Raw genomic sequence first — 26,124 nt, forward strand, 5'->3', positions numbered from 1 at the left:
ATCGGGAGGTCGTGACGATGCACGCCGACGCGTCCCCCTTTTTCATCGGTCCGCACCGGTTCGACGCCCCGGACGACGAAGTGGGGCCGACCCTGGATCGCCGTTACAACCTGCGTCCGGTGCATGGTGAACGGGTCCTCGCCCGCCACCGTCTGCTGGTCGCGGGCTACCTGCTCGGGCCGAGCGAGACACGGCGCCGTTGGCAGCTACCCGAGCCCGTCGCGGTGACCGTCACCGACCAGCGGATCTGCTGGGTGGGCAGCGGCTCGCACCTGTCGCTGGTCGCCGACGACCTGCCCCGAACGCGGCCATCCGCACGGCTGAACGGCCTGATGAGTGGGCAGATCCGGTGGCAGTGGCCGTCCCGGTTGGAGCTGCCGGTCGCCGAGGAGGACGAGCCGTCGCAGCTGTTGATCGTCTGCGACGCGTTGCGCACCATTCAACAGCCGGCGTTGGCCCTCGGCGGCCCGGCGGGAGAGGTCGTGTCGTTGGCCCGACAGGTCCGCCGGGCGGTCGCCACGTTCCGGCTCACCCGACCTGAACTGGTCGACCTGTCGGCTCAGGAGCGCGACGTGCTGCTGTTGCGGGCCGGGCCCGCCCTGCTCGCCGGGGCCACCCGGGTCACGCTGCCCGGCTCGTTGCCGGTGGAGTTCCACTCTCGGGACGACTACTACCGCTCGGGGCCGGAGCCGAGCTCGTGGCGCGGGCTCGCAGGCGGCGCAGCATCCGGGCATCGCTGAAGCCGACGGTCCGCGCGGCGGCGTCCACTGTCGTGCCGTGGCCGATCAGGTGCTCGGCACGTTCCACCCGCAGCACCTGCTGGTAGCCGAGCGGGGTGAGCCCGGTGGCCGCGCGGAACAGCCGGGTCAGCGTCCGTTCCGCAAGGCCGCCGGCAGCCGCCAGCTCGGCCAGTGGCAGCGTCTCGGCGTACCGGCTGTCGATCAGATCCTGCACCCGGTGCACCGAGTCGGACAGATGTGAACGGTGCCGCATCATCGCGCTGGCCTGCTGCTCGTGCCCGTTGCGGCGCACGTAGACGACCAGCGTGCGGGCGATCTTCGCGGCGGTCGACGGGCCATGCCGGGTGGCCACCAGGTGCAGCGCCACGTCGATGCCACTGGCGATGCCGGCCGAGGTGACCACCCGGTCGTCGACCACGTACAGGACGTCGCGGATGACCTGGGCCGCCGGGTGCCGGCGGGCCAGGTCGTCCTGCACCTCGTGGTGGGTGGTGCAACGTCGACCGTCGAGCAGCCCGGCCCGCCCGAGGGCGTACGCCCCGGCGCAGATGCTGGCCACCGTGCCACCGGCGCGATGGTGCTCGGCCAGCCGCCGCAGGTCGCCGGGCGACACCGGCCCTTGCGGCCCGTGCGCCGTCGGCCGCCAACCGGGCACGATGACCAGGTCGTCCGGGGCCAGCTCGGGCCACCGGGTGTCGGCGACCAGGGGTACGCCCTGCACGGTGGTCACCTGCTCCCGCTCGGCGACGTAGTGCAGCCGGTAGTCGAGACCGAGGTCGGCGGCGCTGGAGAAGACCTGGGCCGGCCCGGCGAGGTCCAGCAGGTGCAGCTGCGGGACCAGCAGGAAGACGACCCGGGTCATCGCGTCAGCTCCGGGTGCCGGCGAGGGCCGCGCCGGTCACCTCGTCCACGGTGCGGATGGTCGCGAAGCGGCCAGCCAGCGCGTACTCGGTGCGGGTGACGATCTCCTCGTTGGTGAGGGTGCGCGGGTCGGCCAGGATCTCCGCCACCGTGGCGGTCTCCGGCAGGTCCCGGTGTGGGATGGGGAAGGTCAGCGTGGCGTCGGTGACGAACGTCATCCGGTAGCCGAGGTCGGAGCCGACCCGGGCGGTGGTCTCCACGCACTGCTCGGTGCGGATGCCGCAGACGGTGATGTCCTGGATGCCCGCCTGGGTGAGCACCTGCTGGAGGTTCGTGGTGGTGAACGCGTTGTGCGCGGTCTTGACCAGCGTCGGCTCACCCTCGGCCGGGACCAGCCCGTCGATCAGCCGCACGTGCCCGAGGGCGGGGTCGAACAACCCACCGGTGCCCGGCTCGGAGTGCAGGACCCAGACCACCTGGTCGCCGCGCTCGCGGGCCGCGGCGACCAGTCGTTCGACCTGGCGCACCAGGTCGGGGTTGGAGCCGTACGCCCAGATCGGGCGCTGACGGAAGGACTCCTGGACGTCGATCACGACGAGTGCTGCTCTGCTCATGCTCCGATCCTGACCGGATGAGGACCGCGCCGGCAGACACCATCACGCCCGGGTGCGGAACGATCCGGCCACGTCGGCGTCAGGCGCTGGGGGTGCGCTGCTCGGCGGCGGCGTCCAGAACGGCGGCCTCCTCCGGCGTGGGCGCGCTGCCGCCCAGGTGCGCGGGCAGCCACCAGGTGTCGTCCGGGCCGGCCGGGGCGTCCGGGTAGTCCCTCTGGGCCCGGTCGACGAGCGCGCTGAGCCGGGTGGTCAGCTCCTCCGCCAGCACGTTCGGGTCCGGGAAGTCCGCCGGGTTGATCGGCTCGCCGACCAGGATGGTGATCGGGGTGTGCCGGCGGGTCAGCGTGCGCGGGCGGCCCTTGGTCCAGAGCCGTTGGGTGCCCCACACCGCGACCGGCAGCACCGGCACCTTCGCCGAACGGGCCATCCGGACCGTGCCGCTCTTGAGCTCCTTCACGGTGAACGACCGGCTGATCGTCCCCTCGGGGAAGACGCCGACGACCTCGCCACGCTTGAGCGCGTCCACAGCGGCCCGGAACGAGGCAGCGCCGGCCTGCCGGTCCACCGGAATGTGCTTCATCCCGCGCATCAACGGGCCGCCGATCCGGTCCGCGAAGACCGACTGCTTGGCCATGAACCGGACCAGCCGCCCCGAGGGGTTCGCGCCCAGGCCGGCGAAGATGAAGTCGAGGTAGCTCACGTGGTTGCTGGCAAGCACCGCCCCGCCGGTGCGGGGTACGTGGTGGGCGCCCTCGATGGTGATCTTCAGGTCGAGAAGACGGAACGCCGTCTTGGCGGCGGCGATAACGGGCGGGTACACGAGCTCCGGCATCCGCAGAATCTACCCTGCCAGCCTGTGGTTCGGCTGGGTGGCGACCGGCGGCGACGCGGGTTGCCCGCCGCCGCCGGTTCGTCGGCCGATCGCTCAGTCGGCGAGCTTGTCCAGGTCCAGCCGGCCCCGGGCGAACGCGTCCACCCGGCCCCAGCGACCCGGGATGTCCAGCACCTCGATCCGCCCCATGCCCACCGGCAGCCGTGGCTCGACGGTCAGGTGACCCTCGTGTGGCTCCAGACCGAGCATGGTCCGCAGCAGCAGCAGCGGGGTGCCGGTCGACCAGGCCTGCGGGCTGCACGCCGTCGGATACTCCACCGGGAACTTGGTCAGCTCCCGGGGATAGCCGCCGAACGCCTCCGGCAACCGGCCGTCGAAGTACGTGGCCGCGTCCAGGATGCCGTTGGCGATGGTGGCGGCCTCCTCGGCAAAACCGTACCGGCGCAGACCCCAGGCGATGAAGGAGTTGTCGAACGGCCAGATCGTGCCGTTGTGGTAGCCGATCGGGTTGTACCGGGCCTCGCCCTCGGCAAGGGTGCGCACTCCCCAGCCGGAGAAGAGCCGCGGCCCCACCAGGTGGGCGGCCAGCTTCTCCGCCCGCTCGGGTTCGACGATCCCGCTCCACAGCAGGTGGCCGATGTTCGAGCTGAGGATGTCGCACTGGCGACCGTCCGGGTCCAGGGCCAGGGCGTAGAACTCGCCGTCGTCCACCCACCAGTCCCGGTTGAACCGCTCCTTCAGGGCTGCCGCCTCCCGCTCCAACTGGTCGGCGAACTCCGGGTCATCCCAGAACTCACGGGCCATCCGCGCCCCGCGGACCTTCGCGTCGTACGCGTACCCCTGCACCTCGCAGGTGGCCCGCGGGAACGGCGGCAGGGTGCCGTCGCGGTAGGAGATCGAGTCCCAGGAGTCCTTCCAGCACTGGTTCTCCAGGCCGGTGTCGGTGTTGCGCCGCTCGTACCAGATGTAGCCGCTGCCGACCAGGTCGGCGTAGTTGTCGATCCACTTCAGCGCCGCCCGGGACTCCCGCTCCAACTCCTTGACCAGCGCGACGTCCCCGGTCCACCGCTCGTACTCGTCGAGCAGCACGACGAACAGCGGTGTCGCGTCCACCGAGCCGTAGTACGGCGAGTGGGGTTGCTCCTCGAAGGCCGCGGTCTCGCCGTAACGCATCTCGTGCAGGATGCGCCCGGGGTCCTCGTCCCGGAAGTCGTCGAACCGGCTGCCCTGCAGGGAGGCCAGGATGCGCAGGGTCGTCTTCGACAACTGCGGGGTGAACGGCAGCGTCTGGAGGCAGGTGAGGATGCTGTCCCGGCCGAACATGGTCATGAACCAGGGCAGGCCGGCCGCCGGCAGAGTGGCGCCGCCCAGCGACAGCGGCGAGAAGCGCAGCGCCGCCAGGTCGATCAGGCTGCGCCGGTACGTGGCGGCCACTCGGCCGTGCTCACTGTTGACCTTCGGAGCGTCGGCGATCCACTGCTCCAGGTCGTGCTGGAGGGCGAGCCGCTCGTTGCCGTGCACCCGCAGCCCGAACCGCAGGTCCCGGCCGCCCGGACCGACGGCGTGCGTCTTGACGTCGATCGAGGCTTCCCACTGCTCGTTGGGCTCCAGGTGCACCGTGTACGCGAAGCCCTTGCTGTCGTAGCGGGGAGACATCGACGAGGAGATGACCGTCTCGCGTTGGAAGTTGCCCCTTCGGTATCCCAACCGCAGCCTGTCCGACTCGACCTCGGTGAAGATCTCGCCCTTCTTGTTCACGATCTCGTCCTTGACCTGGAACAGGTCGGCGAAGTCCGACGCCGCGTCCATCCGGACTTCCAGGTCGACCGGCTTCTCGTCGTGGTTGAGGATGGTGAGCTGCTCGCAGAAGCTGCCACCCACCGCGCGCTCGCGGATGATCGACAGCTTCGCGTCCACGTAGTGCGTGGCCATCCCCGGGACGAGGAAGAAGCGCGACTCGAAGTACTGGAGGTCGTCGAAGGAGAGCGAGTTCAGCCGCTCACCGTTGACGGTCAGCACCCAGATCGACAGGAACCGGGTGTCGATGGAGAACAGCCCGGTCGGCTCGCTCGGTGTCGCCTCGATGTCACCGGTGTCCTCGCAGACGACGAACGTGTTGCCGTCCAGGATCCGGATCGTGTTGCTCTGCCCCATCAGTCCGCCTCCCCCACGAAACGCCGACGAGGTCCACGGGCGTCCGGGGAACCCGGGAAGATCCGCTCCACCTGTACGACGAGACGAGCGTCCCCGGACACCGTCATGTCCCCGCGCAACAGCGCGGCCAGGCCGTGTTCGCGGCCCGAGGCGATGTCGTCGAAGAGCACCGGGCTCGTCCCGATGACCGTGTCGGCCTCCTGGTCCTCCTGACTCACGTCCAGCCGGCCGTGGTCGATCCTCAGCAGCCAGTGCCGGGTCTGCGCCCCCTCGTGCAGGTCGATACGCACTGTCCCGGAGGTCTTGGCCAGCAGGGGTTCGTACCCCCGCCGGTCCAGGTCCTCGAAGAACCTCGTGGTCGCGTCCACCATCGGGTCCACTCCTCCCAGTTGCCGGGCCCGGGGTCCCATTCACCGCGCTCGCGTCGCGCGGCCGGCCGGCGTTGCACGTCCCCGCACGGGTCCCCGCCGGTTCCCCGGTCAACCTCGCCCGGATCGGGTGAGCCGCCGGGCGGTGTCGGACCAGCGCGGTAGCGTCCCGGACGGGACGTGCGGGACGGGAGGCACATGAGCGGGCAGACACCACCACAGGTCGACCGGCGGCAGGTGCTCGCCTACCGGGCGGCGGCCCAGCAGCTCGACCGCTCCGGCGGCCCTCGTCCGGGCGACCTGGCCGTTCTGGCTCTCGGCGTGCAGGACACGCCCTACGGCAGCGCCCGGCAGGCACTGGCGGCGCGCGGCGCGACCGGGCCGGACGACCGCCTGGAGCTGGTCTGGTCGATGCGCGGCGCCCCGCACCTGCACCGCCGGGCCGAGTTGCCGGCGCTGGCCGCGGCGATCTGGCCGCTCAGCGACGCCGACGCCACCCGCCGCATCCCGGGCCAGATCGGCGCGGGTGCACGGCTCGGGCTGGCCGCCTTCCGGGCCACCGCCGAGGCGTTCCAGTCGGTGGTCACCACCGAGTTGGAGCGCGGCGTGGTGAGCCGTGCCGTCTCCGACCGGGTGCCCAGCGAGCTGACCTACGACTGCCGGGTGTGCCAGGCCCGGCACATTTCCGGTGCGGTCTTTCAACAGGCCGGGCTCGCCGGTGGGGTGCGCCTCGTGGTGTCCGGCCGCGCCGCCCGGCTCGCCCCACTGCCCGAGCGCACCGACCCGCCCACCGCCGCCGCGCACACCGCCGAGCTGGTCACGACATACCTGCGGCTGCTCGGCCCGGCCACCCCGGCCGACGCCGCCGGCTTCCTCGGCTCCTCGACGACGGAGCTGCGTCGGGTCTGGCCGACGGGCCTGGTCGAGGTGCGGGTCGACGGGCGACCCGCCTGGCTGCCGGCAGACGCGGTCGAGGCGCTGACCGACGCGCCGCCGCCCCGGCTGGTGCGACTGCTGCCGCCGGGCGATCCGTTCCTCGCCGGTCGCGATCGTGACCTGCTGGTGCCCGAACGCGAGCACCAGAAGCAACTGTGGCGAGCCATCGGCAATCCGGGTGCGCTGCTGGTGGACGGGGAGGTGACCGGCACCTGGCGGGCACGGCAGGCCGGAAAGAAGCGACTGGAGCTGACCGTCACCCCGTGGTCGTCGCTGTCCGCCAGGGTCCGACGCGACGTCGACGCCGAGGCCGCGACAGTGGCCGCCGCTCGTGGGGTCACCGACGTGCGGCTCCAGTTCGACCAGTCCTGATCCCTCGATCTGGTCCGCGACACCGCAGCGCCGGCCCTCCCCCGAGGGAGAGAGCCGGCGCGCCCGCGGCGGACGGTCAGTTGTTTGGATCGTCGGCGCTGATGTCCGCGAGCACCGACTGCGGTTCACGCTCGACCGCGAGGTCACCCATCGAGATCAGGCCGACAAGACGCCCGTCGTCGATCACCGGGAGCCGGCGTACGGCGTACGTACGCATCAGGTCAGCGGCGGCCACCACGTCGTCGTACTGGCTCACCGTGATCACGTCGCGGGTGGTGATCTGGTTGAGCTGCGTGGAGCCCGGGTCCATGTTCTCCGCGACACCTCGGACCGTGATGTCCCGGTCCGTGACGATGCCGACCACGCTGTCGCCGTCGGTCACCACCACATCGCCAATCGCGCTGTCACGCATCTCCTGCGCGGCGGCGATGAGCGTGTCGTTGCCGTCCATCGTCACCAACCGGGTCGTCATGAACTCTCCGACCGTTGTCATGGTGCTCCCCTCTCGGTGTCGGCACGGCCCGTCTACCCGCCGCCCCGGACGGGGTAACGCCGACGGCTCGCCGGGCTATCCGTGGGGGTGCCGCAAACGCCGCAGTTCGTAGAATCCACTGCTGGTCACTGTGTAGAACATCGGCAACAGAAGGAAGATCACCAGCGCGAGCAGCGGGCTGGCCAGGTATCCGACGACAATCGCCAGCGCGTACCCCAGCAGGCCGACTGCGGCCCGCGCCCGTTCCGAAGGGAAGAACTGCTGCCTATCGTGGGCGGATGACGACGGGCGAGCAGGAGTTGCGGGAGTTGGTCGCCGGCTGCGCCTGGCTCACCCGGGCACTGACAGTGGTGCGTGACTCCGGGCTGCCGGACGCCTGGATCGGCGCGGGCGCCCTGCGCGACCTGGTCTGGGGCGAGCGGTACGGCGACGGGTTCGACCCGACGACGGTCCGGGACGTGGACGTGGTCTTCTTCGACCCGACGAGGCTGACCCGCGACGACGACCACCGCGCCACCGCCCGCCTGACGGCGGCGTGGCCCGACCCGCCGTGGCAGGCACGCAACCAGGCGGCGGTGCACACCTGGTACGCGGCGAGGTTCGGCGGCGACCCGATCGAGCCGTACCGCAGCGTGGCCGAGGCGGTGGCCACCTGGCCGGAGTACGCGACGGCGGTGGTCGTCCGGCTGGACCCGGCCGACCGTCTGGAGGTCTGCGCCCCGTACGGTCTGGCGGATCTGCTGGGCGGGGTCTGGCGGCACAACCCGGCCCGGGTGGACGTGGCCCGGTCCCGGCAGCGGTTGGCCCGGCACCGACCCGCGCAGCGCTGGCCCGGGGTGACCGTGATCGAACCGGGCTGACCGGCAGTGACGGGCGCGTCAGCCCCGGGGCGGCATCCCGTAGATGCGTTCCACGTGCAGGCGCAGCACCAGCCGCGCCTCGTCGACCATGGCCTGGCGGTATTCGTCCCAGTCGGGGTGGTCGCCGCGCAGCCCCCGGTAGAGCGCCACCAACTCCTCGACGGTCTCGTCGCCGGGCTCGGCGGCCGGCGCGGTCAGCTCGGCGCGGCACTCGACCACCGCGTACGCCCAGCCGTCCTCGCTGCCGACGTGGAAGCTGGCCCGGGGGTCCCGGCGCAGGTTGGCGGTCTTGGCCCGGCCGCCGGTGACCGAGACCCGGATCAGGCCGGCGCCGCGGTCGAAGGAGTAGACCACTGTGGACAGCTGTGGTCGCCCGTCCCGCTTGATCGTGGCGAGGACGCCCATCGAACGCCCGGCGACGAGATCGGTCAACGCCTGCTGGACGCGGTCATCCGGCACGGTTTCCTCCAGGTGGGACGATCGATCGGCTTCGTCCCATCCAAGCACGACCGGCGGATCGTCGCAGGAGGCTGCCAGGAACGAAACCGGGCCCCCGCCGACGTGCGGCGAGGGCCCGGTGACGACGACGGTCAGCGGCGTTCGGCGGCGACCAGCTCGGCGATCTGCACCGCGTTCAGCGCGGCGCCCTTACGCAGGTTGTCGTTGGAGCAGAACAGGGCCAGCCCGTAATCAGCGGTCTCGTCGGCGCGGATCCGACCCACGTACGTCGGGTCCTGCCCGGCGGCCTGCAACGGCGTCGGAACGTCGGTCAGCGCCACACCGGGGGCGTCGGCCAGCAGCTCGTGTGCGCGCTGCGGGGTGAGCGGCCGGGCGAACCGGGCGTTGATCTGCAACGAGTGACCGGTGAAGACCGGCACCCGGACGCAGGTGCCGGACACCTTCAGGTCGGGGATTTCGAGGATCTTGCGGCTCTCGTTGCGGAGCTTCTGCTCCTCGTCGGTCTCGAACGAGCCGTCGTCGACGATCGAGCCGGCCAGCGGGAGCACGTTGAACGCGATCGGCTGGGTGAACGAGCGCGGCGCGGGAAACTCCACGGCCGAGCCGTCGAAGGCCAGCCCCGCGGCGTGCTCGGCGACCTTGCGGACCTGCTCGTCCAACTCGGCGACGCCGGCCAGCCCGGCACCGGAGACCGCCTGGTACGTGGAGACGACCAGGCCGATCAGACCAGCCTCGGCGTGCAGCGGGCGCAGCACCGGCATCGCGGCCATCGTGGTGCAGTTGGGGTTGGCGATGATGCCCTTCGGGCGATCGAGGGCCGCGTGCGGGTTGACCTCGGCGACCACCAGCGGCACCTGCGGGTCCATCCGGAACGCCGAGGAGTTGTCGATCACCACGGCGCCGGCCTCGGCGACCCGGGGTGCCAGCTCCCGGGCCGTGCCCTTACCGGCCGAGAAGAGCACGATGTCCAGGCCGGAGTAGTCCGCGGTCGCGGCGTCCTCGACTGTCACCTCACCGTCGCGCCACGGCAGTGTCCGCCCGGCCGACCGCGCCGAGGCGAACAACCGCACCTGCTCCGCCGGGAACTTCCGTTCCGCCAGCACCTGCCGCATCACGCCACCGACCTGGCCGGTGGACCCCACAATGCCGATCCTCATGCCCGCGAGGCTACCCAGCCCACCACCGCAACCGGGAGCCCTTTCCCACGCCCCAGGCCCGCATCACACCCACCCCACCCCAAAACCCCATCCCCGACCGCCCAGTGCCCTCCCCCCGTGATCAAGAGGTTTGCGTCAGAAATCGCGCTTGGGTTGACGCAAATCTCTTGATCAACGAGGGAGGCGTGGGGTCAGGGCGGGTGGGGTCAGGGGTTGGTGATGGTGATGAGGTCGCCCAGGGCTGCTGCATTCAGGTCGTCGCGGATGACCGCGGCGTCGCCTTCGATGACCAGGGTCAGCGCGTCCGGGTGCAGGTGGGTGGCCGCCGCTGCGGAGACCTGGTCCACGTCGGCGGCGAGCAGCGACTCCCGCAGACGGGCGTGGTAGTCGTCCGGCAGGTCGTGCACCACCAGCGTGGTCAACGCGGAGGCGATCGCCCGGGGGCTCTGCAACTCGACGGAGAGCTGCCCCGCCCGCCAGGACCGCGCCACCTCCAGCTCGTCCTCGGTGACCCCGCTGGCCTGGGTACGGGTGATCTCGCCGACCGCCTCGACCAGGGCCGGCGCGGTGACCGCCGTCTGCACGCCGGAGCTGACCGCGAACCGCCCGAACCGCCGGGACGACGCGAAGTCGCCCCGGATGCCGTACGTGTAGCCGTGCACCTCGCGCAGCAGGTGGTTGAGCCGGGAGGTGAACGCCCCGCCGAGCACCGTGCCGGCGAGCGTCATCGGCACGTGGTCGGGGTGTGCCCGGTGCGGCGACGGGTGACCCAGTCGCAGCGTCGACTGCACCGAGCCGGGACGGTCCACCAGGATGATCCGCCGGCCGGTGTGCAGCGGCACGTCGAGCGGGCCGCCCCGCTCGGCCGGGCCGCCGCCGGTGCCGGCGAACGCCGCGGCGGCGAGCGCGTCCAGGTCGATCCGGTCCAGGTCACCGGCGACGATCAGGGTGCCGGGGCGCAGGAACCACTCGGAGTGGAAGACCGTGACGTCCTCCACGTCCAACCCGGCGACCGAGTCCGGATCGCCGTGCATCGGCCGTCCCCAGCGGTTCTCCGCGCCGAACAGGTCCGCGCGCAGCGCGGCGTCGGCGCGCGGGCCCGGGTTGGCCCAGTCCATCCGGAGTGCGGTCGCCTCGTCGTCGCGCACCCGGCGTACATCGGCGGGGTCCAGCTTGGGCGTCCGCACCGCCTCGGCGAGCAGCTCCACGGCCGCGCTGAGCCGGTCCACCGGGATCACCACGCTGGCCTGGAACGAGTCCCAGTCCAGCCCGGTCATCAACGCGGTGCCGAGCCCCTCGACGGCGAGGGCGTACGCGGCGGCGTCCCGTTGCGCGGTCCCCTCCTCCAACGCCTTGGCCAGCACACCGGACAGGCCCTCCTTGCCGACCGGCTCCTGGCCCGCGCCCACGTCGAGCAGCAGCAGCGCCACGGCGAGGTTCTGCCCGGGCAGGTGCGCGGCGACGACCTGGCCGCCGGCCACCGTGCGGCGGACCACCGGCGGAAACCGGTACGGGCGGGCGGCGCCCGGGCCGGGACGGTCGGCGATCAGCGTCATGAGGTCTCCTCGGGCAGGTAGGTCAGGACCACCCGGTCGGTGGCGAGCACCTCGGCGGCGGCCTCGGCGATCTGGTCGGCGGTCACCGCGAGCAGGCCCGGCAACTGGTCGGCGATGCGGGCCGGGTCGCCGAACTGCGTGGCGTACCGGCCGAGCAGGTCCGCGCGACCGTCCACGGTGGACAGCTGACGCCACCACCCGGTGCTGAGCAGCGCCTTGGCCCGGTCCAGCTCCGCGGCGGTGACCGGCACGGTGGCCAGCTCGTCGACGACCTCGGCCAGCCCTCCGGCGAGCCGCTCGGCGCTCACTCCGGGGCGGGCGGTGGCGGTGGCGATCAGCGGAGCCGGGGCGTGCGCGAGGTCCACCCCGTACGCCCCGACCAGGTCCGGCTGGGCGATCCGCTCACCGTCGGCGAGCCGCTGGTAGAGCCGGCTGCCCCGACCGCTGCCGAGGATGGTGGCGAGCACGGTGATCACGTTGTAGCCGGGGGTGCCGAACGGGTAGCTGCGGTGGGCGATGTACACCCGGGGCGCCGGCACGTCGGCGCTCACCGACTCGACGGCCGTCTGCCCGGTGGCCGGGACACTGTGGCCATCCGGGGCCGACGGGATGTCGTCGCGCGCGGGAAGGGCACCGAAATACTTGTCGGCCAGTGCGAACACATCCGAGGCGGTTGCGTCGCCGACCACGGTGAGCACCGCGTTGTTGGGCGCGTAGTAGGTCTGGTGGAACGCCTGGAAGGTGGCGAGGTCGGCAGCGTTCAGGTCGGCCATCGAGCCGATCGTCGCGTGATGGTACGGGTGCCCCGGCGGGTAGAGCAGGGGCAGCAACCGCAGCCAGGCGTCCCCGTACGGGACGTTCTCGTAGCGCTGCCGGCGCTCGTTCTTGACCACGTCGCGCTGGTTGTCCAGCGTCTCCTGGGTGAGCGCCGGGACCAGGCCGCCCATCCGGTCGGCCTCCAGCCAGAGAGCAAGCTCCAGATGCTCGGCCGGCACCGTCTCGAAGTAGTTGGTCCGGTCCGGATTGGTGGTGGCGTTGAGCGAGCCGCCGGAGCCCTGGATCAGCTTCATGTGCTCGGTCTTCGCCACGTTCACCGAACCCTCGAACATCAGGTGCTCGAAGAGGTGGGCGAAGCCGGTCTGCCCGGCCGGCTCGTGCCGGGAGCCGACGTCGTACCAGAGGTTGACGGCCACGGCCGGCGCCGTGCGGTCCTCACTCACCACCACGCGCAGGCCGTTGTCCAGTCGGGACGTCTCGATGGGCCAGGGGTAACCGCTGTCGGGCATGCCCCGACGCTATCCGATCTCACGGGCGGAAAGGTGACGTGCGGTCGGTCGGCGAGCCGACCCGCCGCATCGGGGCCGCCGCGCGGGGTAACGGAGGGGCATGACCGTCACCCCGCCCCCGTCCGCCGGCTGGGCCGCCACCGCCGTCGAACGCGCCAGCGCCGCGCTCGGCCGGCGGCGCCACGGCCGGCTGCTACATCCGGCCGGTCACTCTTTCGCCGGCGAGACGATGATCTGGGGTACGCCCGGACCACCCATCGGTGTCGGTCTGCTGGACGAGCCCGGCCGGTACCGGGCCACCGTCCGGATCTCCAAGGGCACGCCGACGCCCGGCAGTTGGCCGGACGTGCTGGGTCTCGCGCTGCGCCTGCACCGCGACGGCGAGCGTCCCTTCGACCTGCTGGTCAGTTCCAGCGGCGCGGCCCCGCTGCTGCGCAACCTGCCGCTGCCCCGACGCCGCTTCACCGGGACGTACACCACGATCATGTGTTACCGCGTGGGCCGTCGCCGGATCTGGCTGGCCGCGCTGGCCGACCCCGACTCGGTCAGCCTGGGGCGCAGCCTGAGTACGGTGGCCGCCGCGACCCGGGCGGACACGCCGCGTCTGGTGCTCGCGGTCGGGTCCGCCGTGGGGTCGTGGCGGCCGGTGGGGCAGGTCAGCTTCGGTGCGCAGCTCAGCGCCGAGGAGGACGCCGCGCTCGCGTTCGACCCGGTGCGCAACCTGCCACCCGAGCTGCGGGTGGCAGGTCCGCTGGCCTGGCTGCGCGAGCAGACCTACCGGGGGTCACGCCGGGCACGTGGTGCGACAGCTCAGTCCGGCGGCTCGACCGCGACCACCGTCTGATCCGAGGTACGACGTTCCAGCACGGTGTCCGGGGCCGCGTTCTGGTCCGCCTCGCGGATGTCCGACTCGGCGAGGATCGCCTCCGCCTGCGCCTCCGGGTCGTCGCTGCCCACTGCCTCCTCCTCGGGCAGGAGGTGGTGGGCGCGGGACTCCACCCGGTCCTGATCGCTCTGCTCGTTGGTCATGGCACCCCTGTTACCCCGACCTCGTCCCCGGCACGCTGCCTCCGCCCCGCATCTTGGGACGACGGCCGGAGGTTCCCGCCCGGTCGGGTACGCTGGCCCGGTGACGCGTTCCTATCGATGGTTTAGGCAGCCGGCTCGCACGCCGGTGACTTCACCATGAACTGACGTCACCACGGACCGAGCCGGCTGGGCAGGAGCTGTCGTTCCTGCCCTTTTGCGTACGAGCAGCCGGCTCGTCCCGGGCACCGGCCCCGGGCACGGTCGGCGGAAGGATGCCCACCGTGACGACCCCGGAGACCAATCGGGTCAGCGATCAGCGGATCGACCGTGTCGTGCCGCTGACCACGCCCGCCCTCCTGCACCACGAGTTACCCCTGGACGCCCCGCTCGCCTCGGCCGTGCTGACCGGCCGCCGCGCGGTGGGTCGGGTGCTCGACCGCGAGGACGACCGCCTGCTGGTGGTGGTCGGCCCCTGCTCGGTGCACGATCCGGCCGCCGCCCTCGACTACGCCGAGCGTCTGCGCGGTGCCGCCGACCGGGTGGCTGACGACCTGCTGATCGTCATGCGGGTCTACTTCGAGAAGCCGCGCTCCACCGTCGGCTGGAAGGGCCTGATCAACGACCCGGGCCTGGACGGCAGTGGGGACGTCAACACCGGCCTACGGCTGGCCCGGGCGCTGCTGCTCGACGTGCTGCGTCTCGGCCTGCCGGTGGGCTGCGAGTTCCTCGACCCGATCACCCCGCAGTACATCGCGGACACGGTGGCCTGGGGCGCGATCGGTGCCCGCACCGTGGAGAGCCAGGTGCACCGGCAGCTCGCCTCCGGCCTGTCCATGCCGATCGGCATGAAGAACCGCCCCGACGGCAGCATCGGCACGGCCGTGGACGCGATCCGCGCCGCCGGGGTGCCGCACGTCTTCCCCGGCATCGATTTCTCCGGCACCCCGGCGATCATGCACACCCGGGGGAACACGGATGGGCACCTGGTGCTGCGCGGCGGCGGCGGCCGGCCCAACTACGACGCCGAGTCGGTCGCCGGTGCGCTCGACCTGCTGCGCGCGGCCGACCTGCCGGAGCGGCTGGTGATCGACGCCAGTCACGCCAACAGCGGCAAGGACCACCGCAACCAGCCGAAGGTCGCCGCGGACGTGGCCGCCCAACTGGCCGCCGGCCAGCGTGGGATCACCGGTGTGATGCTGGAGTCGTTCCTGCTGCCGGGCCGGCAGGAGCTCGACCCGACCCGGGAGCTGGAGTACGGCCGCTCGGTCACCGACGCCTGCCTCGGTTGGGACGACACCGCCGAGGTGCTCGACCACCTGGCCTCCGCCGTGCGGGCCCGCAGGGCCACCCTGCCGACGACGGTGTGACGGCTGCCACCCGAGAGCACGGAACACCGGCGGGGGTCGGCTCGTTGACAGGGGTGTCGGTGTGTCCAGTGTCCCCGGGCCTCACCTAAATAGCCTTCGCGGAATACCGTCCGGCTGGAGCCGCGTAGTGCCACTCGCCGAGAGGCGACCTGCACACCGACACCAGCGCCGCCTCCGACCCACAAGGTCGGGGGCGGCGCTGTCTGTAGGCGGGCCACCAGAGCCACGGGTGCGACAGGCCCCCCGGCGTGACGTTTGACCGATTCCGCCCCGGGTAGCTGATCGAGGTGACCGACGACGCATCCGTGTCCGGCGAGCCGGACACCCGGGCCCTCGACGACCTGCTCGACGACATCTACCGGGCGCAGGAGCGGGTCACCCAGGCCGAGATCTACCGCCGGGCGGTGGCTGCCGAGCTCCCGCCGGACCTGCTCGCCCGCATCGACGCGCTGCCCGAGGGCGAGTACGCGGTGGACGAGGCCAGTGACCTGCTGGGCGGTTCGATCGGGTGAGCGACCGCAGAAGGGACACCGACATGACCGACCGCGAGGACCACGACGAGGAAATGCCGGCGCTGGGTCAGCCGCCGAAGGGCAGGGACACCACGCCTGAGCCCGACTTCGCCAACGAACACGACCGCACCGCCGTGGACCGGGACATCATCACCGGGGCGGACGAGGACGAACGGGAGCCGGAGTCGCCGCACGGCTGGTCCGGCATGCAGCGCTGAGACGTACGACATTCGACAGCGGGGGCCGGCATGCGCCGGCCCCCGCTGTCGTTGTCCTCGACTGCTCAGTCGTCGTCGTGCCCACCCTCGGCGGCCTGCTGCGCCGTCGCGTACGCCATCTGGAGGAAGTCGGACGCGGCGACCGCCGTCAGGGCGGTGGCAACCAGCCGGGTCAGCCGGGGCGCGAGCACCAGGCCGCCGGTCAGCCCGGTGGCCACCCAGACCGCCAGGCAGAACGGGCAGCTCAGCAACTCGCCGATGGCGTGCCGGGTCGGGCTGCCCGAGTCGCGGACCTGCTCCATCACCTCGCCGCTGCCGATCGGGCGGTCGTAACGGGTGAACGGCGCCCGCAGGGGGCTGGTCACCGCGTCCTTGGACAGCAGCCGGCTCAGCTTGTGCGTGGCGATGGAGAGCAGCACCACGTCGGACGTGGCGGGACGCTCCGGCACCGGGCGACCGGTCACCTTGACCAGACCGGCGAGAGCGCCCGTCACCCCGGCGTAGGCGCCCATCGCCACCAGATAGCCGCCGAGCGGTCGGTGTTCGTGCGGCGCGTACGCCCGGCGCAACCGTGCCGCCTTTTGTCGCAGGCCAGTGTCGCTCACCCGGTCTCCTCAGATGTGTCGTGGTGGTACGGGAGTGGTGTCCCGCGTGGCCGGCTCAGCCGGCCTGGAGGTTGTCGGCGACCTCGCGTGCCAGGTTGGTGAGCGCTTCGTCGGCCAACTGGTCCGGGCCCGCCCCTCCCGAGCCGTCGGCCAGGTCGAGCTGGATCCGGGCGCCGCCGGAATCCGCGGGCTCCACCCGGATCTCGGCGGACCAGTCGTCGCCGTCGCCGTCACCCCAGCGGGCCCGCAACTCCTCGCCATTGATCTCGGCGGCGGGGCTGCCGTCGCCGCGAAGCGGCTCCGGCAGCCAGGCGGAGGCGCGGTCCGGATCGGTGGCCGTGTTGAAGACCACCTCGGGTGGCGCGGACATGCCGCGCACGGCGCGCGCCGGCATCAGGCGTCCCGCAGGCGGCTGGGGTCGACCTCCCGGCCCGGGTGGCGGGCCAGGTACTCGGTCTCGAGCTCCGCCGTACGTCGCAGGTGGTTGGCGAGCGCGGAATCCGACGCGTGCCGCAGGGTGTCGAGGCGGGTGCGGTGCAGGCTGTGCATCTCGCGGATCAGATCCTCGTCGGTCAACTCCGTCGGGTCGATGCCCGGCAGATCGCCGTCGAGGCCCGTGGAGCCGGCCGGGTCGGCGAGGTCGTCGCCGCCCCACTCGGGCACCCGCTGCTCCGGGCTCATGTCGCTGCTGCCGCTGGACGCAAAGCCGTCCTCACGTACCGATCCGGTCATGATCGCCCCCCTTGATCTCGTTTGGGCTGGCGTCTAGACGATTGCCCAGGCGCGGGAACGCCAAACCCGCGTCAGCTACGACACGGTGTCGGAGACCGGCGCCGTCCCCGGTACCCTCGATGCCATGAGGCGGCTCTGGACCCCGGCGTGGATCGCGCGCCACGTGGCCATGGTCGTGCTGACCGTGGGTTTCCTCGGGCTGGGTTGGTGGCAGGTCAGCCGAGCCGCGGCCGGCAACAGCCTGAGCTGGGGGTACGCGGTCGAGTGGCCGATCTTCGCCGGCTTCGTGGTCTACGTGTGGTGGCGCGAGGTGAAGTTGGCCCGCAACCGGGCGGCGGAGGCCGACGCGCCACCGGCGGACCCGGCTGTCGCGCCGGAGCCGGCTGTCACCACGGGTTCCCGCCCGGCGGTGCGCCGACCGGTGCGGGTCTCCCGGGTGCCGGTCAGCGACGATGCCGTCCAGGACAACGACCTGGCCGCCTACAACCACTACCTGTCATGGTTGAACGCCAATCCGGGCGCCCGGCCCGGTGACTATCCCGGCTGAGCCGGGTTCGGAAGGACGGACGACGGTGGGCGCTGCCCTTACCCGGTACCGCGTGATCGCCTGGATCGTGGGCGTGGTGCTGATCATGTTGGTCGTGATCGGCATGCCCCTGAAGTACGTGTTCGACAACGCGGTCGTGGTCGAGACGATCGGGCCGGCGCACGGCTTCCTCTACATGATCTATCTGGTGGCCGCGTTCGACCTGAGCCGCCGCGCGGACTGGCCGCTGAAGCGGATGCTGCTGGTGATGCTGGCCGGCACTGTGCCGTTCGTCTCGTTCTACGCCGAGCGCCGGGTCAGCTCCTGGCTGGCCGCGCCGCAGGAGCAGCGGGCTCCGGAGCCGGTCGCCCGCTAAGTGGCCGCTGGGCCGACGCCAGCTCGGCGCCGGCCCACCGCCGTCAGGTCAACGACTGGGTCGCCACGGGTCGGCCGACGCGAGCGGATCGACCCAGCCGCCGTAGCGGTTGACTTCCCGGGCCCGTAACAGTGCCCGCGTGACCTGGCCGAACTGCCGTTCGTCGTCGGCGGTGAACAGCAGCATCTCCGTTCCCCGGTACCACCCCCACAGCTCGTAGGGCGGTGGGCGCCAGCGATCGCCCACCAGGGCGAGCGCGGCCGGAAGCAGGAACACCGCACCCAGGATGAGGTACGCCCCGGCGGTCAGGCGGTGCAGACCTCCGGTGAAGCCGAGCAACAGCCCGACACCGCCGAGCATGCTGGCGGTGATGACCACGGCCCGCACGGCGATCCGGTCGTGCGGGCCCCGGGTGGTCCGCAGATGGGTCAGGTCGGCGACCTGGTAGCTGGTTCGACCGGCGGTGAACCGGTCGACGGTCACGATGATGCCGGGCCGTGCGTACAGCAGGGTTGACCGGGCGCCCGGCACCGTTCGCGGCGGCCTCGTTCCTGCGCCTTCACGATTCACGGTTCCTCCCGCGGGGGACGGTTGGCCGAGATGACCCGCTGAATGACATCGCTACCGGTCGACGGGATTCCCGGCTCCGTTCACATTGTGTTGGGAGAACGCCAGCCGGCCTGGGCATTTGCGGACTCTCGACAGCTCCCCCAACCGCAGGACATCGTCGAGAAACAGCATCCATTTCAGGTTTTATCGGTTATGGGGGGCGGGTCTCCGGCGGCATACGCCCGGAACGACGAAAGTCGCATTTCCGTCAGTTGGGCACCAAAAGGGCGATACTCCCTCCCTGTCAGGCGTCAACAGCCACGATGACGCCACCCAGCGCAGCGGTACGACTGGCCACTTCGCCAACATTCGCCCCAGCTTCAACCGCGAGCAACATCCGTCCCGGGTTAGGTTGGGCGAGCCGGTCCGGCCCAGTGCCGTCCGCCCCGGGTGGCCCCGGCCGGTGTCGCCGAGGGCATCAGCAGCCCCGACGGCCGTGGGAGAGGGGCCTTCTGCTCTTGTCATCCCTGAGAAACCTGCTGCGCACCGTGGCGCTGGCCGGCATGTCGGCCGCGCTGATCGCCCCGACGGCGGTGGCTCGCGCCGAGCCGTCCCCCGCCGACCTGACCCGCCGGATCGAGACGTCCTCGACCGAGTTGGAGCGGGTCGTCGAGTCGTACAACAAGCTGCGTGAGGAGATCAAGACCAACGAGGCCGCAGCGGCCCGATTACAGGCCCGCATCGGCCCACTCGAAGAGCAGGCCAAGCAGAGCCAGGCCGACGTGGCCAAGCTGGCCAGCACCGCGTACAAGACCGGCGGCCTGCGGACCGCGGACGCCCTGCTGCGCGCCGAGGGTGCCACCGCGCTCCTGGACCGCCTCGGCACGCTCGACCAACTGACCCGCCAGCGGCAGGAGAGCATCTCCAGCTACACCGCTGACCAGCGGCGGCTGCTCGACGAGAAGTCCCGCCTGGACGCGACACTGACCCGGCAGGCCGCACAGGCCCGTGAGCTCGCGGCAGGCAAGAAGCGGATCGAGCAGGACCTGGCCAGACTGTACGAGCTGCGCCAGCAGGCGTACGGGGCGGCCACCGAGCGACCCGAACCCAAGGCCGCGGTGACCGAGGCCAGGAACGTGCCCGCGGTGGCAGGTGACGCCGGGGCCGCGGTGCGCTACGCGTTCGGCGCGCTGGGCAAGCCGTACGTCTGGGCAGCCGACGGGCCCAACGGCTACGACTGTTCCGGGCTCACCTCGGCGGCCTGGCGGGCGGCCGGAAAGTCGCTGCCACACAACACCCGGATGCAGTGGAGTGCCGTCGCGCACATCGGCCGGGGCGACCTACGCCCAGGCGACCTGGTGTTCTACAGCGGGCTCGGGCATGTCGCCCTCTACGTGGGCGACGGCCAGGTGATCGACGCGCCGAGCGCCGGTCGCAACGTGCTCAAGCGGGGCATGAACATGATGCCCATCCAGGGCTACGGTCGGGTCCGCTAGGCAGACGAATACGGCGAACGGCCGGCGTCCCCCTATCGGACGCCGGCCGTTCGCCGTCATTACTACCAGGTCAGGCTGCCTGCAGCCCCTCGGCCCGGGCCAGCTCACGCAGCCGACCGAGAGCCTGGATCTCCAACTGTCGGATCCGCTCGCGGGAAAGCGAGAACCGGGAAGCGACCTCGGTGAGCGAGTGCTCCCGGCCGTCCTCCAGGCCGTAGCGGGCCCGCATGATGCCCGCCGACCGGTCGTCGAGGTGGTTGAGCAGGCCCTCGATGCGCTGCCGCTCCAGACCGCTGAGGACGATGTCCTCCGGCGACGGCGCGTCACTGTCGGCGACCAGGTCGCCGAGCTTGGTGTCACCGTCGTCGCCCACCGGGGTGTCCAGCGAGACGGTGTCCTGCGACCAGCGGCGCAGCTCGTTGACCCGCTCGACGGTGACGCCGAGGGCGGCGGCGATCTGCTCCGGCTCCGGGTCGGCGCCCAGCTCACGGGTCAACTGCCGGGCCACGTTGCGCATCCGGTTGACGTCCTCCACCAGGTGCACCGGCAGACGGACGGTGCGCTCCTGCTGGGCGATCGCCCGGCTGATCGCCTGGCGAATCCACCAGGTCGCGTAGGTGGAGAACTTGTAACCACGCTCGTAGTCGAACTTCTCGACCGCCCGGACCAGGCCGGTGTTGCCCTCCTGGATCAGGTCCAGCATGGGCATGCCCGAGCGCACGTAGCGGCGGGCGATCGATACGACCAGTCGGAGGTTGGCGCGGATGAAGAGGTCCTTCGCCCGCTCTCCCTCGACGACCAGCCACTCCAGGTCGGCCCGGTCGACACCGGCGGGGAGGGCGTCCTCACCGAGCAGGTGCTCGGCGTAGAGGCCCGCCTCGATCGCCTTGGAGAGATCGACCTCCTTGGCGGCGTCCAGCAGTGGCGTCCGGGAGATCTCGTGCAGGTAGACGCCGACCAGGTCGCGCTCCTCGGCAACCTCGTCGGTTCGCATGCCGATGTTCTTGTCCACGTTGCCCACGGTCCCCTCGCTCGCGCCGGTTGCCCGGTTCCTTGCCATTCCCCACGTCCGTCAGCCCCTGGTAACTTCTGCTGTGCCCATCGGTGCTGACACCTACACAACAGATGAGACGTGTCGGGGATTCCGTCTCGTGAGTCGAAAGTGTCACGAATGCCTGAGTAGTAGCTGAGAGCACGGTCCATGTTTGCTGTCAGGACCCCGTCTGGCGGCTCTACGCTGGGCGCCACGCACGGGTCACCGACCATGGCAACACCGCCGGCCCGGGGGCACAGCGACCCGGGTCACCACCCTGCTGCGATCCTGGTCACTGGCTGATACGCACCGGCGGACCGGTCGGTTCATCCATCGGGAGTGTTATTACCCCCCGGCCTGATGAACAATCCGAAGCCCGGTTCGCTTCCCGGTGGACCGGGCGGGGTCAGGAGGCGAGCAGGGCGAGGGCGCCGCGGACCTGGTCGGCGGAGCGTGCCAGTGCGGCCCGGGCGGCGTCCACCTCGGCGCCGGACACCAGGGAGACGAGCGCCGTCTTCAGGTCACCGTCGGCGGCGGAGAGGGCCTGCTGGGAGACCTGCTCGGAGCAGCCGGTGGCCTCGACCAGAATCGAGATCATTCGTCCCCGGAGCTTCGCGTTGGTGGCGACCATATCGATCATGAGGTTCGAGTAGACCCGGCCCAGACGCACCATGACGGCGGTCGAGAAGGTGTTGAGCACCAACTTCTGTGCGGTGCCCGCCTTCATCCGGGTCGACCCGGTAACCACCTCGGGTCCGGTGTCCACCCCGATGAACACGTCGACCGAGCGAGCGGCCTCCGCCTCCGGATTGGCGCAGAGCAGCACCGTCGAAGCACCCTTGGCCCGGGCCGAGGCGAGCGCCCCGAGGACGTACGGGGTGCGTCCGCTGGCCGCCAGACCGACCACCAGGTCACCGGCGCGCACACAACCGGCCGCCTCGACCGCGCCGCCCCGCTCGTCGTCCTCGGCGTCCTCCACGGCCCGCCACATGGCGTCCGGGCCACCTGCGAGGTGGGAGCAGAACCAGTGCCGGGGCGAGTTGAAGGTGGGCGCGAGCTCGGCCGCGTCGAGCACTCCCAGGCGGCCGGACGTGCCGGCGCCGAAGTAGTGCACCCGGTGACCGCCGCGCAGGGCCGCAACCGCCAGGTCGACGGTGGTGGCGATCTCGTCGAGCACCGCTGCGACCGCGGCCGGCACCCGCCGGTCCGCCTCGTTGATCACGGTGAGGACGTCCCGGGTCGACATCAGGTCGAGGTCGACGCTGAGCGGGTTGCGCCGCTCGGTGGGCGCACCCACCCGGACCGTCGGCCGGGCGGGCGGTGCTGGCACGTCCTCGTCCGGCTCCACCGCACCTGCCGTCATGCCCGCCTCCGGTTGGCACCCACCCGGTGCGACTGGACCGCCTCGGCAGTCGCCTCCAGTGCCTTGCGTGCCCGGGCCCGGTTGCGGGCGGCCACCCCCACGAAGAGGCAGTCGACGACGGTGAGCTGGGCCAGCCGGCTGGCCGTCGCGCCGGAGCGGTAGGTGGTTTCGCGGGCCGCCGTGGTCAACACGAAGTCCGCGACGTCGGTGATCGGCGAACGCGGGAAGTTGGTCAGTGCCACGGTGACGGCACCCCGGGTGCGGGCCTGCTCCAGCACCTCGATCACATCGGAGGTGGTGCCGGTGTGCGAGATGCCGATCGCCACGTCGCCCCGACCGAGGAGGGCGGCCGAGGTCAACGCGGTGTGCACGTCCGGGAAGTAGAAGGCGATCCGGCCGATGCGGTGCAGCTTCTGCTGGAAGTCGGAGGCGACGAAGCCGCTGGCGCCGGCGCCGTAGATGTCGATCCGACCGGCGCCACTGATCGCCTCGACCACCTGCTCACAGACGGCGGGGTCGAGCTGCTCGGCGGTCTCCTCGACCGCTCGGGCGTCGTTGAACGCGATGGTGGCGATGATCTGGGCGAGGTCGGCGCCGGGCGGGATGTCACCACCGACCACCCGGGCGTCCGGCGGCTCGATCCGGCGAGCGGCCTCGGCGGCGAGGCGGATGCGCAGTTGCGGGTAACCGTCCATGCCCACCGAACGGCAGAACCGGATGACGGTCGCCTCGGATGTCTCCGCTGCGGTGGCGAGGTCGGTGATGGTCCGCCGGGCCGCAGCGGCCGGATCGGACACGACCAGTCGGGCAACCCGCTGCTCGGCGGGCGACAGCGACGGCAACAGCCCGCTGATGTGGACGATCAGCCCACCGGGCTCCTGACTCGCAGAAATCTTCGGACTCTTCGCCACGGGTGAAACTTACTTTCACCAAGCGTGAGCGTCAACTATGACTGTCCGGTAGGGAAAGTGTCGGCAGCCGGGATCACCGGTCCAGCACAGCCTGCCACTCCCGCAGGACCGCCGCCTCATCCGCCGGGTCGAGACCACCCTGCCGTACGGCGGCCGGCTGCGCTGCCATCCAGGACGCGGTCGCCCGAACGGTGTCAGGCAACGGACGGACCGCCAGCCCGGCGTCCAGAGCCGGTCGGGCGTCGCGGTCCATCAGGCCGCCGGACTCCGGCAGCCGCACCCACAGCGGCAGCGCCCGCTCCCCCGACCACTCGCGAACGTCGTGGGACGCCAGGAACTCCTGATCCACCCAGGTCAGGACGGGCTCCGGTGCGTCCAGCCCGGCGGCCACCCCGGCCAGCAGGTCCGCCCGTGTCATCGCCGGCCCGGTGCCGTCGTACGTGCCGCTGAGGCGGGTGCCGGCGGCGTGCAGCAACCAACCCGCCAGATCGGCGACGTCCACGAACTGCACCCGGTCGGTCGGCCGTCCGGGCGCGAGAACCTCTCCGCCGGCCGACAGGCGCCGCACCCAGTACGGAAAGCGGTCGCTCGGGTCCTCGGCACCGACGATCAGGCCCGCTCGGCAGATGAACGAGCGGTCCACGCCCACCCGCTCCCGGACCGCCTGCTCGATGCTCACCTTGCACTCGCCGTACCAGCGGTGGTCCGGGCCGACCGGACCGTCCACGTCCGCCGGGGCGGCCGGCAGCACCGGTGCGTCCGCGGCGGTCTGGCCGGGGGTGGTGTTGTCCGCGTACACCGAGATCGTCGACACGAAGGACCAGTGGCCCACCTGGTCGGCGAGTGCGGAGAGCGCGTGCCGCGCGTGACTGACCTGGCGGGTCACGTCGACCACAGCGTCGAAGCCGTCGTCGGCGAGCGGCACCAGGGCGTCCGGGTCGTCGCGGTCGACCGGCACGAACCGGGCCCCGGCCGGCACGACGCCGGAGACGCCCCGGGCCGCGCAGGTCACGTCGTGGCCCTGGTCGAGGGCGAGCTGCGCCACCGCCCGACCGAGGAACCGGGTGCCACCGAGAATGAGGATCCGCATCCGCCGATCCTGCGCTGCCGGTAGGCGGTTCGGCCAGCCACTCTGCTCTGGGCAGAGCGTCGGCTGTGGAGCACCGGCAGGCGCCGGCCGGACGGGACGCTAGCGTGAGGCGCATGGCGGAGCGCAGCGTGTTGGTGACCGGAGGGGCTGGCGGGCTCGGCGGGGCGGCCGTCGCCGCGTTCGTCGAGGCGGGCTGGCGGGTGGTCGTACCCGAGCGGGAAGCCCGTCCCGGTTCGGAGCCGGCGGCGGGGGTGCTCCGGCTGGTCGCGGACCTCAGCGATCCGGCTGGCGCGACGCGGGCGGTCGAGGCCGCCGCCGGCGACCCGGCGGCGCCCCTGCGGGCCGTGGTCAACCTCGTCGGCGGGTACGCCAGCGAAGGTCTGGTGCACGAGACCCCGATCGAGGTCTTCGAGCGGATGCTCACCGTCAACCTGCGGCCCACCTACCTGGTCACCCAGGCCGCGTTGCCGCATCTGGTGGCGGCCGGTGGTGGCGCGGTGGTGTGCGTCTCGGCCCGCGCGGCGGTCGCCCCGTTCGCCGGCGCGGCCGGTTACGTGACGGCCAAGGCCGGGGTGCTGGCCTTCGCCAACGCGGTCGCGGTGGAATACCGGCCCCGCAACGTCCGCTGCAACACCGTGCTGCCCAGCGTCATCGACACCCCGGCCAACCGGGCCGCCCAGCCCGACGCCGACCACTCCCGTTGGGTCGCGCCGGCCGAGATCGCATCGGTGATCCGTTTCCTCGCGTCGGAGGAGTCGGCCCCGACCAGCGGTGCCACCGTTCCGGTCTACGGACGGGCCTGAGTCACCAGCGGGGGCACCTCACCGGGTGCCGCCCTGGAGGACGCTGGCAGCCAGGTCTCCAGGTGCGCCTGGATCTGCTCGGTGACCTCCTCGGCCGTACGGCCCGCGTCCACCAGCACGAAGCTCGGGTATTCGGGCAGGGCCCGGTAGGCGGTGTCCGCCGCGGTCAGCCAGCCCATCGTCTCATGATCGGTGCCGCGTTCCTCGATGCGCCGGTACGCCTCCGCCGGGTCCACGGCCAGCAGGAAGGTCACCTGCGGCGTCGGAAAGAGCCGGTACCCGGCCCGTGCGAGCCGTTCCCAGCGTTGCCCACCGTGGGCCCGAATGCTCGCGTACTGGCAGGCCGAGTAACGGTCCATCACCGCCGTCCGGCCGGTGAGCAGACAGCTGATCAGGGCTACGGCGATGGCGAGCCAGCGCAGCACGGACTCCACCGCCAGCACACCGTCGCGCCCGACCAGTCGCTGGGCGTCGGGCCGTCCGAGCCGGTTGGCGAGCCGGCCGAGCCAACGACGGCCGCTGGCGTTGCGGCGGTATTTCGCGGGGCGGCCGGCCGCGGTCAGCGCGTCGGCCAGTCGGTGAGCCTGAGTGGTCTTGCCCGAGCCGTCGATGCCGATGAGGGCGACAGTGCGCAACCGGGCCCTGCGTCGTCGCATCCCCGATGATCTGGCCACCCTCGACAGGTTATCCGACCCACGCACCCGACCCGTGAGGTATGTGATGGTTTATCCCTGTTGACACCCGACCGGGACACCCGCAGGTGTGGCCGACCGGAATGCCGGGTACCGGAGTTCGTATCCAACCGCCGGTCCACCAACACGACGAC

At 71.7% G+C, this 26,124-nt stretch carries 31 protein-coding genes; 11 read left to right on the forward strand and 20 right to left on the reverse strand.

Annotation, left to right across the window (positions count from 1 at the left end; genetic code table 11):
• The first annotated feature begins 17 nt into the window (after window positions 1-17).
• Window positions 18-740 (forward strand): hypothetical protein, encoded by a 723-nt coding sequence (locus FBZ33_RS24900; protein ID WP_141910874.1) that lies wholly within the window; start codon window positions 18-20, stop codon window positions 738-740.
• Here FBZ33_RS24900 and FBZ33_RS24905 read toward each other — a convergent pair.
• From FBZ33_RS24905 to FBZ33_RS24925, 5 genes are all read right to left on the reverse strand, one after another.
• A complete protein-coding gene (locus FBZ33_RS24905; RefSeq protein WP_141910875.1) occupies window positions 622-1,602 on the reverse strand; it encodes a GlxA family transcriptional regulator in 981 nt (326 codons plus the stop codon). The genes FBZ33_RS24900 and FBZ33_RS24905 overlap by 119 nt on opposite strands.
• Window positions 1,603-1,606: 4 nt before the next feature.
• Window positions 1,607-2,215, reverse strand: a complete 609-nt coding sequence (locus FBZ33_RS24910; RefSeq protein WP_141910876.1) for an isochorismatase family protein — start codon at window positions 2,213-2,215, stop codon at window positions 1,607-1,609.
• A 79-nt stretch (window positions 2,216-2,294) separates the two neighbouring features.
• The gene (locus FBZ33_RS24915; protein WP_141910877.1) at window positions 2,295-3,047 is read right to left on the reverse strand and encodes a 1-acyl-sn-glycerol-3-phosphate acyltransferase; all 753 of its coding nucleotides are present in this window, start codon (window positions 3,045-3,047) and stop codon (window positions 2,295-2,297) included.
• Between the two features lie 93 nt (window positions 3,048-3,140).
• A complete protein-coding gene (locus FBZ33_RS24920; RefSeq protein ID WP_141910878.1) occupies window positions 3,141-5,201 on the reverse strand; it encodes a glycogen debranching N-terminal domain-containing protein in 2,061 nt (686 codons plus the stop codon).
• On the reverse strand, window positions 5,201-5,572 hold the full coding sequence (locus FBZ33_RS24925) for an SCP2 sterol-binding domain-containing protein (protein ID WP_099848068.1): 372 nt from the start codon (window positions 5,570-5,572) through the stop codon (window positions 5,201-5,203). Before FBZ33_RS24925 ends, FBZ33_RS24920 begins: the two co-directional genes overlap by 1 nt.
• A gap of 195 nt (window positions 5,573-5,767) precedes the next feature.
• Between FBZ33_RS24925 and FBZ33_RS24930 the strand changes: the two genes are divergently transcribed.
• On the forward strand, window positions 5,768-6,877 hold the full coding sequence (locus FBZ33_RS24930; RefSeq protein ID WP_141910879.1) for a winged helix DNA-binding domain-containing protein: 1,110 nt from the start codon (window positions 5,768-5,770) through the stop codon (window positions 6,875-6,877).
• A 76-nt stretch (window positions 6,878-6,953) separates the two neighbouring features.
• Here FBZ33_RS24930 and FBZ33_RS24935 read toward each other — a convergent pair whose 3' ends face one another.
• Window positions 6,954-7,370, reverse strand: a complete 417-nt coding sequence (locus FBZ33_RS24935) for a CBS domain-containing protein (RefSeq protein WP_088949820.1) — start codon at window positions 7,368-7,370, stop codon at window positions 6,954-6,956.
• Between the two features lie 278 nt (window positions 7,371-7,648).
• On the opposite strand from FBZ33_RS24935, the gene FBZ33_RS24940 reads away from it, so the two are divergent.
• The gene (locus FBZ33_RS24940) at window positions 7,649-8,230 is read left to right on the forward strand and encodes a nucleotidyltransferase family protein (RefSeq protein WP_141910880.1); all 582 of its coding nucleotides are present in this window, start codon (window positions 7,649-7,651) and stop codon (window positions 8,228-8,230) included.
• 18 nt (window positions 8,231-8,248) lie between these two features.
• Here FBZ33_RS24940 and FBZ33_RS24945 read toward each other — a convergent pair whose 3' ends face one another.
• The 4 genes from FBZ33_RS24945 to FBZ33_RS24960 form a co-directional block, all read right to left on the reverse strand.
• On the reverse strand, window positions 8,249-8,689 hold the full coding sequence (locus FBZ33_RS24945) for a PPOX class F420-dependent oxidoreductase (protein ID WP_141910881.1): 441 nt from the start codon (window positions 8,687-8,689) through the stop codon (window positions 8,249-8,251).
• Between the two features lie 131 nt (window positions 8,690-8,820).
• Window positions 8,821-9,846, reverse strand: coding sequence for an aspartate-semialdehyde dehydrogenase (locus FBZ33_RS24950; protein WP_088949823.1), 1,026 nt, complete (start codon window positions 9,844-9,846; stop codon window positions 8,821-8,823).
• A 206-nt stretch (window positions 9,847-10,052) separates the two neighbouring features.
• Window positions 10,053-11,402 (reverse strand): pitrilysin family protein, encoded by a 1,350-nt coding sequence (locus tag FBZ33_RS24955; RefSeq protein WP_088949824.1) that lies wholly within the window; start codon window positions 11,400-11,402, stop codon window positions 10,053-10,055.
• Window positions 11,399-12,688 (reverse strand): pitrilysin family protein, encoded by a 1,290-nt coding sequence (locus FBZ33_RS24960; protein ID WP_141910882.1) that lies wholly within the window; start codon window positions 12,686-12,688, stop codon window positions 11,399-11,401. The genes FBZ33_RS24955 and FBZ33_RS24960 overlap by 4 nt, the downstream gene beginning before the upstream one ends.
• Window positions 12,689-12,788: 100 nt before the next feature.
• Here FBZ33_RS24960 and FBZ33_RS24965 point away from each other — a divergent pair, with 100 nt between their 5' ends.
• Complete coding sequence (locus FBZ33_RS24965) at window positions 12,789-13,532, forward strand: phosphodiesterase (RefSeq protein WP_141910883.1); 744 nt, start codon at window positions 12,789-12,791, stop codon at window positions 13,530-13,532.
• Here the strand turns inward: FBZ33_RS24965 and FBZ33_RS24970 are convergent.
• On the reverse strand, window positions 13,499-13,717 hold the full coding sequence (locus FBZ33_RS24970; RefSeq protein ID WP_088949827.1) for a hypothetical protein: 219 nt from the start codon (window positions 13,715-13,717) through the stop codon (window positions 13,499-13,501). The genes FBZ33_RS24965 and FBZ33_RS24970 overlap by 34 nt on opposite strands.
• A 272-nt stretch (window positions 13,718-13,989) precedes the next feature.
• Between FBZ33_RS24970 and FBZ33_RS24975 the strand changes: the two genes are divergently transcribed.
• From FBZ33_RS24975 to FBZ33_RS24985, 3 genes are all read left to right on the forward strand, one after another.
• On the forward strand, window positions 13,990-15,084 hold the full coding sequence (locus FBZ33_RS24975; RefSeq protein WP_141910884.1) for a 3-deoxy-7-phosphoheptulonate synthase: 1,095 nt from the start codon (window positions 13,990-13,992) through the stop codon (window positions 15,082-15,084).
• A gap of 278 nt (window positions 15,085-15,362) precedes the next feature.
• Window positions 15,363-15,596: a hypothetical protein gene (locus FBZ33_RS24980; protein ID WP_218907803.1), complete on the forward strand. Its 234-nt coding sequence runs from the start codon at window positions 15,363-15,365 to the stop codon at window positions 15,594-15,596.
• 23 nt (window positions 15,597-15,619) lie between these two features.
• Window positions 15,620-15,814, forward strand: coding sequence for a hypothetical protein (locus tag FBZ33_RS24985; RefSeq protein ID WP_099848081.1), 195 nt, complete (start codon window positions 15,620-15,622; stop codon window positions 15,812-15,814).
• A gap of 65 nt (window positions 15,815-15,879) precedes the next feature.
• Here FBZ33_RS24985 and FBZ33_RS24990 read toward each other — a convergent pair whose 3' ends face one another.
• The 3 genes from FBZ33_RS24990 to FBZ33_RS25000 are packed head-to-tail and all read right to left on the reverse strand — an operon-like array spanning window position 15,880 to window position 17,154.
• Window positions 15,880-16,419 carry a DUF1360 domain-containing protein gene (locus FBZ33_RS24990; protein ID WP_141910885.1) on the reverse strand — a complete coding sequence of 180 codons (540 nt, stop codon included), beginning with the start codon at window positions 16,417-16,419 and terminating at the stop codon, window positions 15,880-15,882.
• Window positions 16,420-16,474: 55 nt separating this feature from the next.
• Window positions 16,475-16,813 (reverse strand): hypothetical protein, encoded by a 339-nt coding sequence (locus tag FBZ33_RS24995; RefSeq protein WP_099848083.1) that lies wholly within the window; start codon window positions 16,811-16,813, stop codon window positions 16,475-16,477.
• Window positions 16,813-17,154, reverse strand: coding sequence for a DUF6158 family protein (locus tag FBZ33_RS25000; protein ID WP_370453105.1), 342 nt, complete (start codon window positions 17,152-17,154; stop codon window positions 16,813-16,815). Before FBZ33_RS25000 ends, FBZ33_RS24995 begins: the two co-directional genes overlap by 1 nt.
• Before the next feature lie 121 nt (window positions 17,155-17,275).
• Between FBZ33_RS25000 and FBZ33_RS25005 the strand changes: the two genes are divergently transcribed.
• Window positions 17,276-17,698, forward strand: coding sequence for a hypothetical protein (locus FBZ33_RS25005; protein ID WP_185755406.1), 423 nt, complete (start codon window positions 17,276-17,278; stop codon window positions 17,696-17,698).
• 25 nt (window positions 17,699-17,723) lie between these two features.
• Window positions 17,724-18,053 (forward strand): DUF3817 domain-containing protein, encoded by a 330-nt coding sequence (locus FBZ33_RS25010; RefSeq protein ID WP_088949837.1) that lies wholly within the window; start codon window positions 17,724-17,726, stop codon window positions 18,051-18,053.
• A gap of 48 nt (window positions 18,054-18,101) precedes the next feature.
• On the opposite strand, the gene FBZ33_RS25015 is transcribed toward FBZ33_RS25010, so the two are convergent.
• Window positions 18,102-18,623, reverse strand: a complete 522-nt coding sequence (locus tag FBZ33_RS25015; RefSeq protein ID WP_141910887.1) for a DUF6232 family protein — start codon at window positions 18,621-18,623, stop codon at window positions 18,102-18,104.
• Between the two features lie 497 nt (window positions 18,624-19,120).
• Between FBZ33_RS25015 and FBZ33_RS25020 the strand changes: the two genes are divergently transcribed.
• Window positions 19,121-20,098, forward strand: a complete 978-nt coding sequence (locus FBZ33_RS25020; RefSeq protein ID WP_141910888.1) for a C40 family peptidase — start codon at window positions 19,121-19,123, stop codon at window positions 20,096-20,098.
• 70 nt (window positions 20,099-20,168) lie between these two features.
• Here FBZ33_RS25020 and FBZ33_RS25025 read toward each other — a convergent pair whose 3' ends face one another.
• The 4 genes from FBZ33_RS25025 to FBZ33_RS25040 all read right to left on the reverse strand — a co-directional run bounded on the left by FBZ33_RS25025 (window position 20,169) and on the right by FBZ33_RS25040 (window position 24,495).
• Window positions 20,169-21,158: an RNA polymerase sigma factor RpoD/SigA gene (locus tag FBZ33_RS25025; RefSeq protein ID WP_088949840.1), complete on the reverse strand. Its 990-nt coding sequence runs from the start codon at window positions 21,156-21,158 to the stop codon at window positions 20,169-20,171.
• 379 nt (window positions 21,159-21,537) lie between these two features.
• Window positions 21,538-22,494, reverse strand: coding sequence for an N-acetylmuramic acid 6-phosphate etherase (murQ, locus tag FBZ33_RS25030; protein ID WP_088949841.1), 957 nt, complete (start codon window positions 22,492-22,494; stop codon window positions 21,538-21,540).
• Window positions 22,491-23,405, reverse strand: a complete 915-nt coding sequence (locus FBZ33_RS25035; RefSeq protein WP_088949842.1) for a MurR/RpiR family transcriptional regulator — start codon at window positions 23,403-23,405, stop codon at window positions 22,491-22,493. The genes murQ and FBZ33_RS25035 overlap by 4 nt, the downstream gene beginning before the upstream one ends.
• A 73-nt stretch (window positions 23,406-23,478) precedes the next feature.
• Entirely contained in the window at window positions 23,479-24,495 is a 1,017-nt protein-coding gene (locus FBZ33_RS25040) for an NAD-dependent epimerase/dehydratase family protein (protein ID WP_141910889.1), read from the reverse strand.
• A 113-nt stretch (window positions 24,496-24,608) separates the two neighbouring features.
• Here FBZ33_RS25040 and FBZ33_RS25045 point away from each other — a divergent pair, with 113 nt between their 5' ends.
• A complete protein-coding gene (locus FBZ33_RS25045; protein WP_141910890.1) occupies window positions 24,609-25,298 on the forward strand; it encodes an SDR family NAD(P)-dependent oxidoreductase in 690 nt (229 codons plus the stop codon).
• On the opposite strand, the gene FBZ33_RS25050 is transcribed toward FBZ33_RS25045, so the two are convergent.
• Window positions 25,283-25,954: a thymidylate kinase gene (locus FBZ33_RS25050; protein ID WP_141912936.1), complete on the reverse strand. Its 672-nt coding sequence runs from the start codon at window positions 25,952-25,954 to the stop codon at window positions 25,283-25,285. The genes FBZ33_RS25045 and FBZ33_RS25050 overlap by 16 nt on opposite strands.
• Between the last annotated feature and the right edge of the window lie 170 nt (window positions 25,955-26,124).

The sequence above is a fragment of the Micromonospora sp. A202 genome (assembly GCF_006715105.1).
GTDB classification, from domain to species: domain Bacteria; phylum Actinomycetota; class Actinomycetes; order Mycobacteriales; family Micromonosporaceae; genus Micromonospora; species Micromonospora zamorensis.